Source organism: Frankia sp. Cppng1_Ct_nod, assembly GCF_920656135.1.
In the GTDB taxonomy this organism is placed as follows: Bacteria; Actinomycetota; Actinomycetes; order Frankiales; family Frankiaceae; genus Protofrankia; species Protofrankia meridionalis.
In genome coordinates, this window is record NZ_CAKKTK010000042.1 from 1 (window position 1) to 15,493 (window position 15,493).

General features: G+C 70.9%; 11 protein-coding genes. 3 read left to right on the plus strand and 8 right to left on the minus strand.

Annotated elements, in window-relative coordinates; genetic code table 11:
• On the plus strand, nt 1–323 hold a 323-nt coding region (locus NBW77_RS13340), incomplete at its 5' end, for a YciI family protein (RefSeq protein ID WP_250279798.1).
• A gap of 151 nt (nt 324–474) precedes the next feature.
• Here NBW77_RS13340 and NBW77_RS13345 read toward each other — a convergent pair.
• Nucleotides 475–1,038, minus strand: a complete 564-nt coding sequence (locus NBW77_RS13345; RefSeq protein WP_250279799.1) for a YceI family protein — start codon at nt 1,036–1,038, stop codon at nt 475–477.
• A gap of 221 nt (nt 1,039–1,259) precedes the next feature.
• On the opposite strand from NBW77_RS13345, the gene NBW77_RS13350 reads away from it, so the two are divergent.
• A complete protein-coding gene (locus NBW77_RS13350) occupies nt 1,260–1,745 on the plus strand; it encodes a MarR family winged helix-turn-helix transcriptional regulator (protein WP_242606103.1) in 486 nt (161 codons plus the stop codon).
• Between the two features lie 490 nt (nt 1,746–2,235).
• A complete protein-coding gene (locus NBW77_RS13355) occupies nt 2,236–3,432 on the plus strand; it encodes a hypothetical protein (RefSeq protein WP_131748917.1) in 1,197 nt (398 codons plus the stop codon).
• A 42-nt stretch (nt 3,433–3,474) separates the two neighbouring features.
• Here NBW77_RS13355 and NBW77_RS13360 read toward each other — a convergent pair whose 3' ends face one another.
• The 7 genes from NBW77_RS13360 to NBW77_RS13390 form a co-directional block, all read right to left on the minus strand.
• Nucleotides 3,475–4,068: a hypothetical protein gene (locus NBW77_RS13360; protein ID WP_131748919.1), complete on the minus strand. Its 594-nt coding sequence runs from the start codon at nt 4,066–4,068 to the stop codon at nt 3,475–3,477.
• A 194-nt stretch (nt 4,069–4,262) separates the two neighbouring features.
• The gene (locus NBW77_RS13365) at nt 4,263–7,112 is read right to left on the minus strand and encodes a TIGR03986 family type III CRISPR-associated RAMP protein (protein ID WP_131748921.1); all 2,850 of its coding nucleotides are present in this window, start codon (nt 7,110–7,112) and stop codon (nt 4,263–4,265) included.
• The gene (gene csx19 / locus NBW77_RS13370) at nt 7,109–7,831 is read right to left on the minus strand and encodes a type III-D CRISPR-associated protein Csx19 (protein ID WP_250279804.1); all 723 of its coding nucleotides are present in this window, start codon (nt 7,829–7,831) and stop codon (nt 7,109–7,111) included. The genes NBW77_RS13365 and csx19 overlap by 4 nt, the downstream gene beginning before the upstream one ends.
• Nucleotides 7,828–9,708 (minus strand): RAMP superfamily CRISPR-associated protein, encoded by a 1,881-nt coding sequence (locus NBW77_RS13375; RefSeq protein ID WP_131748925.1) that lies wholly within the window; start codon nt 9,706–9,708, stop codon nt 7,828–7,830. Before NBW77_RS13375 ends, csx19 begins: the two co-directional genes overlap by 4 nt.
• A complete protein-coding gene (locus NBW77_RS13380) occupies nt 9,705–12,407 on the minus strand; it encodes an RAMP superfamily CRISPR-associated protein (protein ID WP_250279805.1) in 2,703 nt (900 codons plus the stop codon). Before NBW77_RS13380 ends, NBW77_RS13375 begins: the two co-directional genes overlap by 4 nt.
• A complete protein-coding gene (locus NBW77_RS13385) occupies nt 12,404–14,392 on the minus strand; it encodes a Cas10/Cmr2 second palm domain-containing protein (protein ID WP_131748927.1) in 1,989 nt (662 codons plus the stop codon). Before NBW77_RS13385 ends, NBW77_RS13380 begins: the two co-directional genes overlap by 4 nt.
• An 85-nt stretch (nt 14,393–14,477) precedes the next feature.
• Nucleotides 14,478–15,470, minus strand: a complete 993-nt coding sequence (locus NBW77_RS13390) for a hypothetical protein (RefSeq protein ID WP_131748929.1) — start codon at nt 15,468–15,470, stop codon at nt 14,478–14,480.
• Nucleotides 15,471–15,493: the final 23 nt, after the last annotated feature.

A 15,493-nucleotide genomic window follows, 5' to 3' on the forward strand; every position in this document is an offset into this window, starting at 1 on the left:
ACCTCGAGCACCGCTACTGGGACCGGCTGCGCCTCATTCCACCAAGGAGCGACTTCGCATCGACAATGACCGACAACGAACGCGCTGTGATGGGCCGCCACGTGACCTACTGGATGGGCCACGTAGACGCCGGGGTGGCGCTCATCTTCAGTCTTGTGGCCGATCCGGCTGGTGACTGGGGCATGGCCGTCGTCCAAACCGACTCCCTGGCACAAGTCACGGAACTTGAGAACGCCGACCCGGTTGTGTTCGAAGGCGTCGGACGATACGAAGTCCTCCCCTTGCCGCACGCCATCGCCAACCTCGGCGTTCGAAACACGTAGCCGCGACGAATGCTGGGACGGGCCGTACCCGTTGCGGACACTGACCGCAGGGGTTGGCCGTTGGACCTCCCGCATGGCCGGCGGAACCGCTCTCGCGTCGCAGTGATCTGCAGCCGGCGACACGAGAGCGGGTACGGGTGACGGGCAGCTGTCAGGCGCTCTTGATAGCCGAAATGTCCAGCTGAATCTTGATCTTGTCGCCAACGAGTACGCCACCACTGTCGAGCGGGGCATTGAAGCTGATTCCGAACTCTTTACGGCTGATTGTCGCCGTGCCTTCGAAACCCGCGCGGGTGTTACCGAACGGGTCCTTGGCGATGCCCTCGAACGAGACCTCGACGTCGATCGGCTTCGTCGTTCCGTGGATGGTGATGTCGCCACTGAGGACATAGCTGTTCTCATCGTCCCCGGCCTTGACGCCGGTACCGACGAAGCTGATCGAGGGGTGTGCCTCCACGTCCAGGAAGTCGGGGCTGCGCAGATGCCCGTCCCGGTCGGCGTTGGCCGTGTCGATGCTGGCGGTGGAGATTGTCAGGGTTGCGCTGGATGACTGCGGGTCGGCGCCGTTGAGGTTCAGCGTCCCTTCGAAGCCGCTGAAGCTCCCGCGCACCGTGGCAACCATCGCGTGACGTACGGCGAAGCCGACCCGGCTGTGCGCGGGGTCGATCGTCCAGGTGCCGGTGAGCTCGTTGAGAGCGGTCGTTGCAGATGTCATGGTTCTCTCCTGGGAAGGTTGTCCGCCTGGATGGTCATGAGCGGTTGGCGGGTCGTGCTCCATCAGCATATAGATGTTCGTGCAAACAACTAGTTTGGGAGAGGGGTCATCGAAAGGTCACCGGGCCGGGCCGGGGCGCAGGCGGGCGGTCACCACGGACCGCTGGAGCCTCCGGTGACGCCATGAACTATGATCAATTCACCTTTGGCTAGGGTATGACCATGGTCGGGACGCGGTGGCTCGACGCCGACGAGCAGCGGACGTGGCGGGCGTTCCTCGCCATGACGGAGCTGCTCGCTGATGCCCTCGACCGGCAGCTCCAGACCGACGCCCACATGACCCATGCAGCCTATGCAGTGCTGGTGACCCTTTCCGAAGCGCCCGGCCGGGCCATGCGGATGAGTGGGCTCGCTCGAGCGACCAACTCCTCCCAGAGCCGGCTGTCCCATGTGGTGGCGCGTCACGAGGAGCGAGGCTGGGTGCGCCGGGACAGGTGCCCGACAGACCGGCGTGGCCAGGTCGCCGTGCTCACCGACGCCGGTTTCGCCATCCTTGTCGCGACCGCGCCGGGCCACGTCGAGACGGTCCGCCGGCTTCTGCTCGACCCGCTCAGCCAGACCCAGGTCCACCAGCTCGGTGCGATCTGTCAATCGGTCCTGGCCGCGCTCGACCCCGAGGGGACTCTCTCGTCGGTCCCCTCCGACTGAACCCGGTCTCGCCCGCCGGGCATCCGGCCCGGCATCCCTGCGTGCCGGGCGTACACCCTGGTGTGTGTCGTGTCGTGGCGTCCCCTATTCTGACCTGTTCTTCTCCGGTGGAAGGACGCCCGGGGTCACAGGCTGTCCCGGGGTGGGGAACTCGGGGAGAACGGGTGAAGATCGAACACGGGGACCCGGCGCCGGATGGCGCGGAGGTGGGGGGCGGCGATCCGAGAGGCAAGCCGCTGGAACGATCCGTCGGATCCGGTCCGATGTTGACAGCTTTTCTTCGACTGCCGTATGTTTCGACCACGGTCGACACGCATGGCGTGTGGCCCAGGTCGGGCATTGTCCCGGATGTTGTCCGACCGTCGATCGGGATCTTTGCGGTCTCGGTCTCCTGTGAAGCACCCGAAGACTCCGGGTGCTCGGACGTCTACCTGACGTTCATGAAGAGCCATACCACCTTTGGTTTGGCATGCCCTTCGCAGGAGGACCGATGATCCCGCCGAGCATCGCCGATATCGCGGACGAGGACGACAACGTCGCCTTCTTCGCCTACCGTGATCTTGTGGGCCCGGCATTGTGGACGCGGATCGTCCGTGACGTCCACCGGGCCAAACCGGGTACGTGCGACTGCCGTCCCGAGTACCCGCCCGTGTTCGACGGGGCCGTCGACGTCACCGGGCCGCTGTGCGCACGCTGCACGGTCCTGTGGACGGATCTGCTCACCCCTGGTTTCCAGGTGTTGCGGGACGTGCTCGCGGGCCGGCTGCCGACGGTGGCCCGTGGCCGTAACGCCGGCCAGGAGATGCACGAATGGCGGGTTATCCGCGATCACGTCCTCTCGCCGGCGGCCGAACTCCAGGACGCTCCCGCTTTCGGCGTCATGCTGCGGGATTTCAACCCCCGGCGTGATCTCCTGGCGCGGGAGGAGACCCCGGCGAACCTGTACTGGTTGCGGGCCGCATGGGCGCAGCTTGTCAATTACCCCACGTCCGGCCGGATCGTGCCGACCGTGCGCCGCGAATCCGCGGCCGAACGCGGTCTGCCGACCCGTCCGGAGGTGGCGATCTGCACGGCGGTGTGGGCGGCTCCGCTGCGCGTCGACCCGGTCGACCGGGACATTCTCATCGAGTTCCTGCTCGGCATCCGCGATGAGATCACCGACCCGTTCTCGCTGCCGTCCATGGAACTGAAGTTCAGGCTCACCGCGCGGGAGGTCGACGAACGGCTCCAGCGTTCGCTCGCACTGTTGCCGCGGTGTAACCGCGAGTTCTACGAGCGGGCCGTGGCCGTGCCGCTCGCCGGGTCGTACGGATCAACCGGGTCGTACGGATCAACCGGTGAGGCCGGCCGGCCCGGTGAGGCCGCACCGTCGGCCGAGGACATCTGCGCGACAGAGGCCGACGCGCGCGTTCCGCGGAACGCGATCCTCGCCGAGCTGGCGCTCGACCCCGGCCGTTTTTCCGGCCGGGCCCGCGGCCCGGACCCGGTCAGGGTCCGGCTGCTGCGGTCCATCCTCGACGCCGGAGACGGCCGGAAGATCGACGTTGTCGCGGTCTTTCGGCGGCTTCTGCGGTTGGACGAGGATGCCGCCGGCCACGAGGTCGCCCGTCTCGTGAAGCTCGTCGCCGCGGCCGGGGTCTGGTGGGTTGACAGCCTGCTTCACGGTCTTGACGGGTACGCGGCATGATCCCGGGGGCCGTCATCCCGGGGGCCGTCATCCCGGGGGCCGTCATCGCGGGGGCAGAGCGGCCCACGCCTCCAGCAGATCCGCGAGGTCGCGGGCCTGCGTTGCCGACAGCACGACGGCGCGCGTCGCCGGACAGGTCGTCAGATGAGGTTTGCCATGGGCCGTAGGCGTTTCGGGGATCGCCGATGCTGCCCCCGCGCCCGGATCCGTGTTCCGCGGAAGGCCGGGTGCGTTCCGCGGAACATCGGACGCGGTGCAACCTTCCGGTGGTGGGTCGATCTCGACCCGGACTCCGTCGTCCGTCGCGATGACCCGGACCGACCGTGGGGCGGCCGGCGTTCCCGGTGGCAGAGGCGGATCGGTGATCTTTCTGCGGCCGGCGACACGCAGCAGGTCGGGACGCTCCAGCTCGGCCGTGCCCGAAGTGCGCAGCAGGGCGGCGACCAGGGGGCCGACCAACCGTTGCGGTCCGTCTGTCCAGCTCAGCCGCAACGGGGGAGTGCCGCCGTCGTCGAGCTCCAGGACGGCCCGGGCCCCGGCGAGTCGCAGCGTGGCCGGCCCGAAGCCGCCCTGCACATGCCGGGACGCCGGTGGGATGCCGGCCAACGCCGCCAACCGACCCACGTTTGCGCCCATCCGGCACCCCTCCCTTCACGTCCCGACAGACCGGCCCCCTGACGTTGCCACGACCGTGCCCACGACCCCGTCCCCACGACCGTGCCACCGCAACGTCCACCACGCCATGGCACCGCCGTTCATCGCGCCGCTGTCGCCGCCCCCGTCCCGCGGCCTGGCCAATCGCATGCGAACCCGTCCCCGAGTGGCTGGGGTCACCGGTCCTTTGCGGGGTGGACGGGGAGGGGACCCGCGCCCGGGTCGGGCAGGCTGACACCGCGGTCGCCACGGACGCGACCGCCCTGCTGCTGTTCGTTCTGCACGAACCACTCGAACGAGCGGCCGCGCGGGTCCGGCGGCACCGGGACGTCGACCCGCAGGCCACCCGGCCGGACCCGGGGATAGTGCACGGGTGTGGACGGGTCACCCGCAGCCGCGACGAGGAAGGCGCGGATGTGCGGCACATCCTCGAAGCGGTGCCCGCCCGCGACCGCGTTCCTGAACGCGTCGACGGTTTCCCGGGCCTCGGCGGGAAAGCCATCCACCGGAGGCTTCTCCGGCGCGAGCGAACGGTAGTACCCGGCCCACGACTCACCGGTGCGCAGATCCGTCCGCGTGGGGTCGAGGGTGAGCCGGACGCTGCCGAAACCCAGCGGTTTTCCCAGCCCGAGGCGGTGGAAACGGCTCGGACTCCCAGCGGGGCGGTCCCCGTTATCCTCCCCGCCCTCATTGCCGAGGTCGAGCAGCCACAGCAGCGCGCCGAGTTCGACGTCGGTGAGGTTGCGGACGTCGACGGTGAACCGGAACGTCGTTGCGGGGCGGACCCAGCCGTTCACCGACCGGTTCTGGTCGTCGCGGTTCTCGTCCTCCTTTACCCCGCCCGAGGTCTGTGTGGCGAACGCCGTCCCCTCGCGGTTCAACGGGTTCGCGCGGGAATCGTCATTGGGCACCGTCGATTTTCGTGGCCGGCGGTATTCCTGATAACGGCCGCCGTCCAGTACCTGGGTGCGGTCGGCCGTCGGATTCTTCCAGTAACCGTCGGGCAGGCCCGCGTGATGCGGGTAGACCTTGCGACCGCGCAGCATCCGGCCGGCGGAGACGAACCAGTCACCCTTGGGCAGCCCGGCGGGCAGTGGCACGGGATGGCCGTTGCGTTCGGCACCCACATAGAAGCGGCCCTGACCCGGCTTGGGTTGGCCGAGGATCGCCAGGGGCAGGCCGCGGCCCTCGAAGCGCTCCACGGCCGTCGCCGACGCCTGGTCGCAGATCACCGGGCCGATCCGCAGGCTGCCCAGCCACGCGCCGGCACGGTCGTCTCTGTCAGCGGTCTGCCGGTCATCCCGCCGATCATCCCGCGGGTCCTCGGTGCGCACCCAGCCGAACACCCGGTCCGCCGGCGACAGTTCACTGATGGTGTCCGCCGGTTGCAGGGAGCTATGAAGCAGATCGGTCGGTGCGACGCTGAACAGCTCCCGCGCGATCGTCACCGGGTACAGGCTGTCGACCTCGCCGCGGGCGTCCAGCCGCACGTAGATGAGATCGCCGTCGGTGAGGGTGCTCTTCGGGTGTACGAGATGACGGCTCCATCCGCCCTTGGTGATGTCATCCCTGCTGTCGTCATCCTGATCCTTTGCCGGGATCTCGCCCGGGCGGTGCGCCGCCGTGTAACCGGTGATGATGTCGCGCCAGACGCGCCGCAGGCTGCGGTCAAGGGGGAAGTACTCCCGGAGGTCGGCGTCGGGGTCGTGGAAGAACACCCGTTCGTCGTGCTTGCGGTCGATGTTCCGGTTCGTGACACAGACCCAGCCGTCGACCACCTTCTCCGGGCCGATCGGCTCGTACCACGAGGCCCCGCTCTGCTTCGACGTCCGCAGTGGCGCCGGTGCCGGCTCCCCGCCCGGCCAGGCCAGCGAACGCACCCACCACAGCTGGAAGTCGGGCGTGTGCGTGGCCGACCGGCGGTCCCACCGGTGATGCTGGACGAGCTGGATGCGGGCGCGGACCTGCGTGCCGTGCCTGGGCGGTGAGCCGTCCGGCATGGTGATGTTGAATGATTTCCCGCCGGGGTCGCGGACGTGCTTCGACCCGTTCGTCGTCCAGTAGCTCGGCAGCCACGCCGCGTGCATCGGCGAGCCGTGACGGCCCTGATAGCCCGAGGGAGTCGTCCCGGGCAGCAGCTCGATCTCGGCGGTGTCTCCTTCGCCGACGACCCGCGCCGGGATGGACGCGAGCCCGTCGCGGGCCGCCATCCGGTAGCCGAGGCGGGTGTCGTGGCCGGTGAACACCCCGAACCGGGAGTTCGTCACCGCCTCATAGGCGCTGCGCAGCATCCCCTTCACCGCTGTCGGTGGCAGGTGCGGGCGGGGCTCCTCCTTACCGTCCGGCGTGGTCACGAGCCGTTCCAGGACGCGGTAGGTCGGATGCCCGGTCTCCGGATCACGCTTGACCCGGGGGGTGTCCAGGAGCAGCAGCGGCGTGGCGACCGTGAGGGTGACACCGATCGTGCCCGACCAGCGGCCGTCGCGGAGCCGGTCGTGCCCGGCCAGCCGGTCGCGGTCGGTCGGGTCGCCCACATCGCCGAGGGTCCGGTGCGACTCGTCGCGCCGCGGCGCCGCCACGAACCCGTACGGGTTGAGGAAGGCGTTGAGCGGTTCCGGTGCGCGGTGGGACGGCTGGGACGGCTGGGACGGCTGGGACGGCTGGGACGGCCGTGCCGACCGGGCGGACGGTGCCATGTGCCGCGGGGGCTGACGGACCGTCCGCCGGTCGGATGCGGGAGGAGCGGCCGGCGGCGGAGTTGCCGGCCGCGTTGCCGTGCCGGCGCCCGGCGGCGGGGACACGGCCGTCGGCTCGGCCCCCTTGTCACGGATGCGCTTGGCCCGGCCTCCTACCCAGTCGAACTCGACGGCCCGGCCGGCGAGGTCCTCGTCGCTGAGGTCGGCCAGTGCCGGGTCCAGGAAGCGGCGTTCGAAACGCCGTTCTTCCGCGCCGTCCTCGATGATGACGAGTCTGCGGCTTCCGTCCGCGATCGTCTTCCAGGTGAGGGTGCCGGATCGGCTGCTCATCGCGCTGCCTCCGCTGGATGCTTCTGACGGCTTCCGACGCCGGTGGCGGCGGACAGCCGGGGTTCGTCGAGGTGCAGGCCGACGAGGCGTTCCTCGGCGACGAAGGAGTTGCCGTGCACGGGCTCGGTGGTCACGTACTCGACGGTCCGCAGGAACACGCATTCGTCCCTGCGCGGGGCGCGCGGCAGGGGCACGTCGAGCAGGCCGATGCGGGCCTCCGCCAGCCGGACCCACACCGGCCCGGTGGGAGCGGCCTCGTCATGCGGACCCAGCGGACGACCCCACAGCAGGTACCTGTTCTCGATCGTCCCGGTGGCCGTCAGCGGGTCGAGGGGTCCGGCGAGCCGGGCGCACGGATCCGGGGATTCCGACAGGATCACCGCGGTGCCAAGGCCCCTGCCCGTGTGCAGCCAGCGCAGTTCGGCGTCCCGGTTGAAGATCCGGGCCTCGAACACGGCCGCGGACCCGGCGGTCGGTAGCGTCAGCTCCCTTTCGGTCGTCGTGTCCGCGACGCCCGAGCCGTCCGCGAACGCGTCCGTACGGGGGACGGTCAGCCGGCCGCCGGCCAGCCGCGCGACCGTGTAGGCCCGCGGGCTCGCCAGCAGGGCCACGGCGGCACCGAGGTCGGCAAGGCGGATCGCCTCAAGCAGGGTGATGCCCGGGGACGCGGCGTCCCTTACGGCGTCCTTCTCGGATGTGGCGGAGTACAGCGGCGTCATGCTCGGCTCCCTTCCTGCCGCGCGGGTACGGATTCATCGGACCTGTCGACATAGGCCCGCCAGCGCTGGGCGCACGCGGCAACAGCCGGCTCCGCCAGCAGCGCGTCAAGATCGGTGTGGGTGCCATCGACATCCGGAAAGCCGATCACCTCGATCGAGGTGATCATGACGTCCCCGTGGCCGCGGTTGACTCCGTGCCCGAGCCGGACCCGCCCCGCCACCAGGTCCCGCAGGACAAGCAGCAGCAGCGCGAGGGCGGGCTGGGCCAGACCGCTGTTGCCGTCGCTGTTGCCGTCGCTGTTGCCGGGATTGGGATGGGGGCTGAACCGGCTCAGCCGCCGCAGGTCCACGGTCAGCTCAAGGTTCTGCCATCCGACGTGATGCGGCTCCAGGGTGCTGTAGAGGCGGCCCTCGGCGGCACCGCCGGTCCACCGGTCGATGGCGACATGGTCGGCCTGATCCATGTCGAGCCGCTTGAGCCGTTCCCGGACCTCCGGTGTGAGCTGCGCCCGGTCTTTCTCCCACGAGCGCCTCGGGCCGTTCCCCGCCAGGATGGTCAGACCCTCGACGTGGGCGCCGTTCAGCGTGCGCCACAGATCACCGGAGATCGGCCGGGTCGCGTAGCAGTCGTCCACGCCGAGCGCCCCGACCCCCCATGACGGCGTGCGGTACCGGGCGTCGTTGTCCTCGGTGTCGTTGTCCTCGCCGGGGGTCCCACCCGCGGAACCGAACAGGACGCGGACCGCGTCGAGCTCATCGAGCTGCGTCCGGAACCGTGCCGACCGCTTCGGCCCGGCCTGCTCGTCCAGCGGATGGGCGGCATCGGTGTGACGGGCGGTCCGCTCGATGCGTTCCGCGTGCGACCGCAGCGCTCCTTTGATCGAACTGCCGGGCAGGACGAGCGCGACCTGGTCGGCGCCCGTCACGGACCCGGGGCCGGCCGTGGCCGCAGACCGTCCGCCGCGGCGCGTTCCCGGTGCGGATGGATGGTCCGGGCCGACCCCGCTGACCAGCGGGAGCGCGTTGACCGCGAACCCGTCCACCCCCGAACGCACCATCACCGGGGACACCGGGCGCCACCCGACGCTCACCGTGAGCAGGTCCTTGCCCGGATCCTGGCCACCGAGATCCGCCGGTACCAACGTGGCGGTCCCTGCCGCCGGTCGGGTTCCGGTTGCCGGTAGCAGACCGAGTGCGCCGAGCAGGCCGTCCAGGCTGTCGAAACGCTGCTCGACGATTTCCGGGTCGCCGTCGAGGACGACCGAGCCGAGACCGCGGGTCCGTGCCGCGCCGAGCCGGACCCGGCGCCCGGCGAGCGCGCGCAACAGAGTGCCGAGCATCGCGGTGGCCGGGTCGGCTGCCCGATCCTTCTCCCGGGACTCCAGGTCGATCTCCAGGCGCAGGTGGGCGCCACGGGGGAGCACCGCCCGCCCGTAGAGGAAGCCGTGCGCGACCGTTCCCGAGACCCGGTCGATGCCGATGCCCGAACGGGCCTCGACCCGCGACCGCGGCAACGGCGTACCCGGATCGGTGTCCGCTGTGACCAGCCCGTCATGGACTATGATCCGGCTCGCCCAGCCGGCGTCGGAGACGTTCTGCGAGACGTTGCCCCAGATCCCGTCGAGGACGGCGTCGTCAGCCACCGACCGTGCCGCGAACGCGCGCAGCGCCCCGGCCAGGCTCGTGCCGGGCACATACAGTCGTGACTGTCCGTCAACAGCCAGGGCCAGATCGACGGACGGGTCGCCGCCGAGGCCGCCGACATGCAGCGGTGTCTCCAGCCGCAGCCATCCACGGACCCGCAGCCGGCGCACCATCGGGCGGCCGGCCCGTACCGCCGTGCCCGTGGTCGACAGGCTCGTACTCGACAGGCTCATACCGTTACCTTCCCGAGGATCTCGGCGGAGTCGCCCGCGTCCGCGGCGTCCGTGTTCTCCGCCGCCGCCCGCCGGTGCGCGGTCAGGCAGGCCGTGACCAGTGTCCGGACCGCCTCCGCCCACAGCCCGGTGTCGGCGCGCAGCCGGTCGGCCCCGCCGTCGGTCAGCACCAGTTCGTCGGCCGCGTTCCCGTCGTCCGCCGGGCCGAGACCCAGCAGCTTCCATACCTCCGAGCGGTCCGTGAGGAGTTTCTTTACCTGCCCGTGGACGTCTCGGGGCCAGCGGTCACCTGCGAACAGCCGCTTCAGCCAGTACTGGATCTCCGTCTGCTGCTCCAACCGGGTGAGGACGTCGCGCAACGCGCCGAGCTGGGTCGACGTCACCGTGTCGGCGGGTCCGAGGACCTTCCTGCGCCCCTCGCGTGTGGCGGTCCGCGCGGTCGCCTCCCGCTGGAGGTGTGCCCGCCACGCCTCCCGCTCGATGACCTGCGCCGTCGTGTACGCGGCGGTCTCTCGCGGCGGGACGAACGGCCCCCGTGGACCGGTGCCGGTGCCGGTATCCGCGCCGGTGCCTCGCCGCCTGCCGTCATTCCCCTTGCCGTCATCGAGCCGGCCCGGATGGATCACCAGCAGCGGGTCGTCGACGGCGATCTGGCCGAACCCCTCGGCGGTGCGTTCCCCGATGCCCGCGGCCCGCACCCGGGCGAGGGCATCGGGGGCGGGGACGGCGGTGGTGGTGAAGGTCAGGACGCTGCCCGCGGCCAGCCCCAGCAGGGTCGGGCGCGGCCGGCACCAGACGCGCTGCCACGACTCGGTCCGCCGGGTCGCGGCGGCCCGCAGCAGCAACCGGTCCGCCGACATCCCCGCGGTGGGGGTGAGCTTGACCCCCAGCGCGGCGCCGAGGTGCCTGGCGAGATCGCACGGGTCGGTCGACGGGCGCAACCGTGCGTCGCGGATGAGGACGTCCGACAGCAGCCACACGGTGATCGTCGATTCTGTGACGGTTGCTTCGGTGCCCCACCCGGCCGGCAGGGCCGCCGTCGTCGCCCACCTGGTCGGCGGGCCTTCGACGGTGACAGTGACCTGCCCGTAGTCGTCCTTGGCGGACCGGCCGAGCGACCACGTGCCCGCCAGTGCCGCACAGGCGCCGTCCGGCAGCAGCCCCGCGCGTACCCGGACCTCGGCCCGCAGCGTCGACCCGGCGGCGAGCGCCTCGTAGGTGTAGAGGCCGACCAGGTCGGACGTGGGGCGTTGGCGCTCGTCGTCGATGACGTTGTGGGTGCGGATCGTGAGTTCCGGTTTGCGGACGCCTACCGTGAACGGTTCGGAACCATCCGTCATGGGTGAGGCGGGCGGGGCGGGTGACGCACCGACGTAGGTGTTCCGGTACGGCTTTGCCGCGGCACCGGGCTCCCGCGGATCCTCGACCAGCCGGTTCACGGCCGCGTCGGTGTCGTCCTTCGAATGGAACCATGCCCGCGGCAGCGGCCGGCCACGCTCACCGTCGACCTCGACGGTCGCGTTCGTGACGACGAGGTCGCCGGCCCGGGCGAGCCCGCCCGGATCCCAGCCGGGCCGGTCACCCAGCCGCCGCAGAACGGCCGGCAGCAGCAGCGAGCCGGGTACGAAGTCCAGCGACCGGACGGCGTTGCCGACGGTGCGTTCCTGGACCACCAGCGGTGTGTCGAGGTGCATCCGGAGGCCGATGACCTCCCAGCCGGTGGTGTCGGGCCGCTCGGGATCAGCCGGGGTCGGCGGTTGCGCACGCACGGGAGGGACGGGTGGCGCGACGCCGTGACGTGCCCGCAACCAGGTCGTGAGGCTGTCCGGGGTCGGCAGCGGTGTGGCCGCTTCCCCGCCGGTGGTGACCCCTGTGCCGGTCAGGTCGGTGTCGGTCAGGTCGGTGTCGGCCACGTCGAGGCGACATCTGCCGGCGCCGCGGCGGCGCTTCCCGCCGATGGATTCGACCAGGCGCGCCCCGAGCAGCAGTACCGCCGCGGCGGCCAGGCGGCCCTCGTAGTCCAGCTCCGAATCCGCCCCCGACCAGCCGGCGAGCGTCGCGGTCGCGGTCAGCTGGACGCCTGAGCGCGCCATCTGTTCGAAGCGCAGGAAGCTGTCGGCCGCCCGCCCGGTGTCCGGGTCGATCTTCACTCCGGGTCGGACGAACGTGGTCGCGTCGCGCAGCCGGCGTCGGTCGTCCCCCCGCATGGCGGCGGCGAGCGTCGCCGGATACCGCGCCGGCCGCACGGACAGGGCAGCGGGACGCGGCTCACCCCGCACGGGCCGCCCGGCCGGGGTCAGCACAGGTTGGCTTCCGAAGAGGAAGTCGACCCAGGCGTGCCATCCACCATCCGACCCATCCGACCCATCCGACCCATCCGACCCATCCGACCCATCCGACCCATCCGACCCATCCGACCCATCCGACCCATCCGACCCGCCGGCGGTCGCGGTTCCGGGGGCTGACTGCGGTGAACCGTCGAGCGCGGCGGCGACGAGCTCACAGGCGTCCCGCCACACCCCGGTCAGTGTCTTGCCGGGTACGAAGGGCAGGCCGTCATGATCGGTGTTGACCAGTTTGTCGACCCCGCCGGGGATGCCCAGGCCGGTGCCACAGTGCCAGTCGCTGTCCATATGCAGGGTCAGCGTGAGGGCGAGGTGGCCCGTCCGGTGGACGTGATCCGGTGCAGTGACCGTCATACCGCAGCCTCCCGGGTCGCTCGCGTACGGCTGGCCGGTGTCTGCGGGTTGCGTGTCTCCCGGTTGTGCCGGTCCGGGAGGTCCCCCATCAGGTGGACCGCGTTCATCGCGTCGAGCAGAGCGGTGACCGGCGGTTCGGTGATGTCGGCGGGCCGGCCGTCGATCAGGCCGCGGTCGCGGACCCGCCAGAACAGCGACGCCGTGTCCGGGCTGTGGGCGACGCCGTCCGGGCTTCCGGCGTTCGGGTTCCCGCCGTCCGGGGTGCCGTCCGCAGTGAAAAGGTCGAGACCCCGGTCGCGGTAGTGGCGCAGCAGCTGGCGGAAGCGGCTGTCGGCGACGTCCCGCCCGGAGAACAGCGCCTCCCGCAGGTCGTTCATCTGGCTGGCCGGGAGTTTGCGGTCACCCGCATCGTCAGGCCCGTTGGTGGCCTCGAGGGTGTCGGTCAGGGCCGCCGTGCGCCGGAGAAGATCGTCCCAGTGGCGTCCCCGCGTCCACGGTGCGTCGCCGAGGCGCGGCCGCGGTGTGACGACGTAGGGCTGCGCGTACAGCAGGGCGCGTAGCTCCCGCTGCTTTTCAGGGTCGGGTTCGGCCGTGAGGTCGGCGGCGCCGGGCGGGACCTTCATCCGGTCGCGCAGATGGGTAGGATCGCTGCCGCCGCTGTCGTAGAGGACGTGGAACGAGAACGCGGACGCCCGGGGGCGCGGACGCGGATGCTCCGGAGCGTCCGTTGTCCGCGCATCGCCCGGCTGTGAACCGTCAGCCGAACTGTCAGCCGGCCCGCCGTCCAGCGAGTACCGTTTGACCGCCTTCTTTGCCTCCCTGGTCAGCTCCTCGGCCAGCTCGTAGGCGGCGGAGAACGGGAAGTGCGGTTTGACGACGGCTACCCCGGCGCAGGCGGTGAGCCCGTCTGGCGCCGTTCTCCCGATGACCTTGTTGCCGCGGGTCTCCTCCTCGAAGGCGGTGAGATACGCCTCGGTGAAGGCCAGGGCGACCGAACCGGTGCAGATCACCGTGAGGTCGTCGCCCCCGAGAACCAGCGGGAGGACCGGTACCGCGCCGTTCACGTCATGCCTGCGGGGGAGAACCCGGCGGCAGTGTTCCAGCGCTTTCTGGAACGCGGTGACGGTGCAGTCCTGGACGGCCTCCGAGAACGGGTGGAGGGCTCCGGCATAGCGGTCACTGAGTGTGTTCATGCCCCCGTTTCCGGGGGTTTCGCTGCCGGAGTTGTCGTCGCTCCCGCCGCCGAGCTCGGTGATCAGCTGGCCGAGGCTGTTGCCGTCCGCGTGGATGACCGCGACCCAGTCGGGCTTGTCGTCCAGATGGTCGGCGATCTTCTTCAGGGTGTCCTTCGAGATGCCGGCGTGGCAGGCGAGCCGGTGGAACCCGTCATCCCGGGCGTCGTATTTGGCCAGGCTGGGACGTGAGCGGGGCTGGCGCGAGCGGGCGCCGTCCCCGTCCACGACGACGTCATAGGCGGGCAGGCCACTGGCCGCGCACTCGTCCACGATCGGGATGCGCGGGAAGCGGTTCATCGGGCCGGGACGGTCGTTCCTGACCGCCGGCAGCGATTCGTGGACCTCGCGACATGCCCGGGCCAGCATGCTGACGGGCGGCTTTCCCACTTCTTCGTGCACACCGGCCCAGTCGAACGGCTCGCCGACGACACCGCACACGTCCAGGCCCGGAGCCTCCCGCAGGGCCCGGGCCGTGACCCGGCCCACCAGCGCCCTGCCCTGCTCCGGGTCACGGACGACGATCTTGGCGTTGCCCGCCGCGTTCACCAGGAGCTGCGCCGGCCTGTTGTCGGCGATCCGCCACCCCCGGTCGAACCCGGTGAACTCCTCGGCCAGCGCATCGCGTACCCACTGTTCGAGCCGGTAGATGAGTTCGGACGCGCCGACGTTCTCCCGCCGTTTCGTGGTGTCGAAAATGAAGGTCTGGTTTCCCGACGTCTCGATGAGGACGACATGACAGGTGAAGTCCATCCGGTTGATCCTTTTCTTCCGTGTCGGTAACCGCCGGTCCTGCCCAGGATGGGATGGCGGGAGCGGGACCGGCAGCCCCCCGCATCTATCCCTGACGGACGACCGCTGTATCCCGGACGACCGCCTCGATGACCGCGAAGACCTCGTCCGGTGCCAGCGTGCTGCGGGAACCGTCCGGATGCCGGGGTGCGCCGCCGACGGACGTGCCGCCGCCCCAGCCGGGTTCACGGGTCGCGAGCGCGCCGAGGATCGTCCCGGATCCGCCGGGCGGGCCGACGGGAAAGCGGTCGACGAGGTCGCTGCGCCGCCCGATCGTGTAGGCGACGGAGGAGTCGGGCAGCCGGCGCCACAGCACCGCGCGAGTATGCCCCGCGGCGTAGAGCGGGTTGAAACCGTCGCCGTCGCTCGTGGCCATCACCCAGCCGGTACCCCTGTGGGTGATCGTGAAGTTCGACCCTGCGCGGGCCGGCGTGGTGGACGCCTGGTTCGTCGCGGATGCATCCGTCACCAGCTCCGCGATCGCGGCCACGCAGGTGACAAGCGCCTCGACGGGATCGTTCGCCGGGGCGTGCCCGCGCGGCAGGGGGACCCTCGCGGCGAACTCGGCGAGCAGCGCCGGGTCCGCCACCGGATAGGCGGGACCGTGCGCATCCCGGCTGCCGACCGCCTCCACCAGAGCCCGGGTGCGTGGCATGTGCGCGGCCCCGGGCGTGACCCACCCGGGATGCGCCAGCAACGCGACCGCGAGCGCGGTGTCCGCGTCGACGTCGTTGACGTACACCGTGTAGGGCGCGGGGTCGAGGCCGAGCAGCAGTGCGTCCAGCACCTGCCGGCACGTGGCCGAGGTCACCAGCCGCACGCAGTTGCCATGGTGGTCGAAGCTGAGCCGCCGAGCGTCGAGATCGAGCCGCGGCCCCTGCACCAACCCGTCCAACGCGATGCTGTAGGCGGGTAGCTCGTCCAGGCCTACGATGCGACCCGGCGCGACGACCACCCGTAGCGCGCCGATCGTGACAGCGCCCTCACAGCCGTACCTGTGCCCGATTCCCGCAGTCCCGCCGGTCGTGTCGCCGCTCATCGTTCTCCGCCCTCCGGCCGGGC

Coding starts and splice junctions, on each gene's coding strand:
- NBW77_RS13390 (WP_131748929.1), bottom strand. CDS start 15,470: ATGAGCGGCGACACGACCGGCGGGACTGCGGGAATCGGGCACAGGTAC.
- csx19 (WP_250279804.1), bottom strand. CDS start 7,831: ATGACGCCGCTGTACTCCGCCACATCCGAGAAGGACGCCGTAAGGGAC.
- NBW77_RS13355 (WP_131748917.1), top strand. CDS start 2,236: ATGATCCCGCCGAGCATCGCCGATATCGCGGACGAGGACGACAACGTC.
- NBW77_RS13365 (WP_131748921.1), bottom strand. CDS start 7,112: ATGAGCAGCCGATCCGGCACCCTCACCTGGAAGACGATCGCGGACGGA.
- NBW77_RS13375 (WP_131748925.1), bottom strand. CDS start 9,708: ATGAGCCTGTCGAGTACGAGCCTGTCGACCACGGGCACGGCGGTACGG.
- NBW77_RS13345 (WP_250279799.1), bottom strand. CDS start 1,038: ATGACATCTGCAACGACCGCTCTCAACGAGCTCACCGGCACCTGGACG.
- NBW77_RS13385 (WP_131748927.1), bottom strand. CDS start 14,392: ATGGACTTCACCTGTCATGTCGTCCTCATCGAGACGTCGGGAAACCAG.
- NBW77_RS13350 (WP_242606103.1), top strand. CDS start 1,260: ATGGTCGGGACGCGGTGGCTCGACGCCGACGAGCAGCGGACGTGGCGG.
- NBW77_RS13360 (WP_131748919.1), bottom strand. CDS start 4,068: ATGGGCGCAAACGTGGGTCGGTTGGCGGCGTTGGCCGGCATCCCACCG.
- NBW77_RS13380 (WP_250279805.1), bottom strand. CDS start 12,407: ATGACGGTCACTGCACCGGATCACGTCCACCGGACGGGCCACCTCGCC.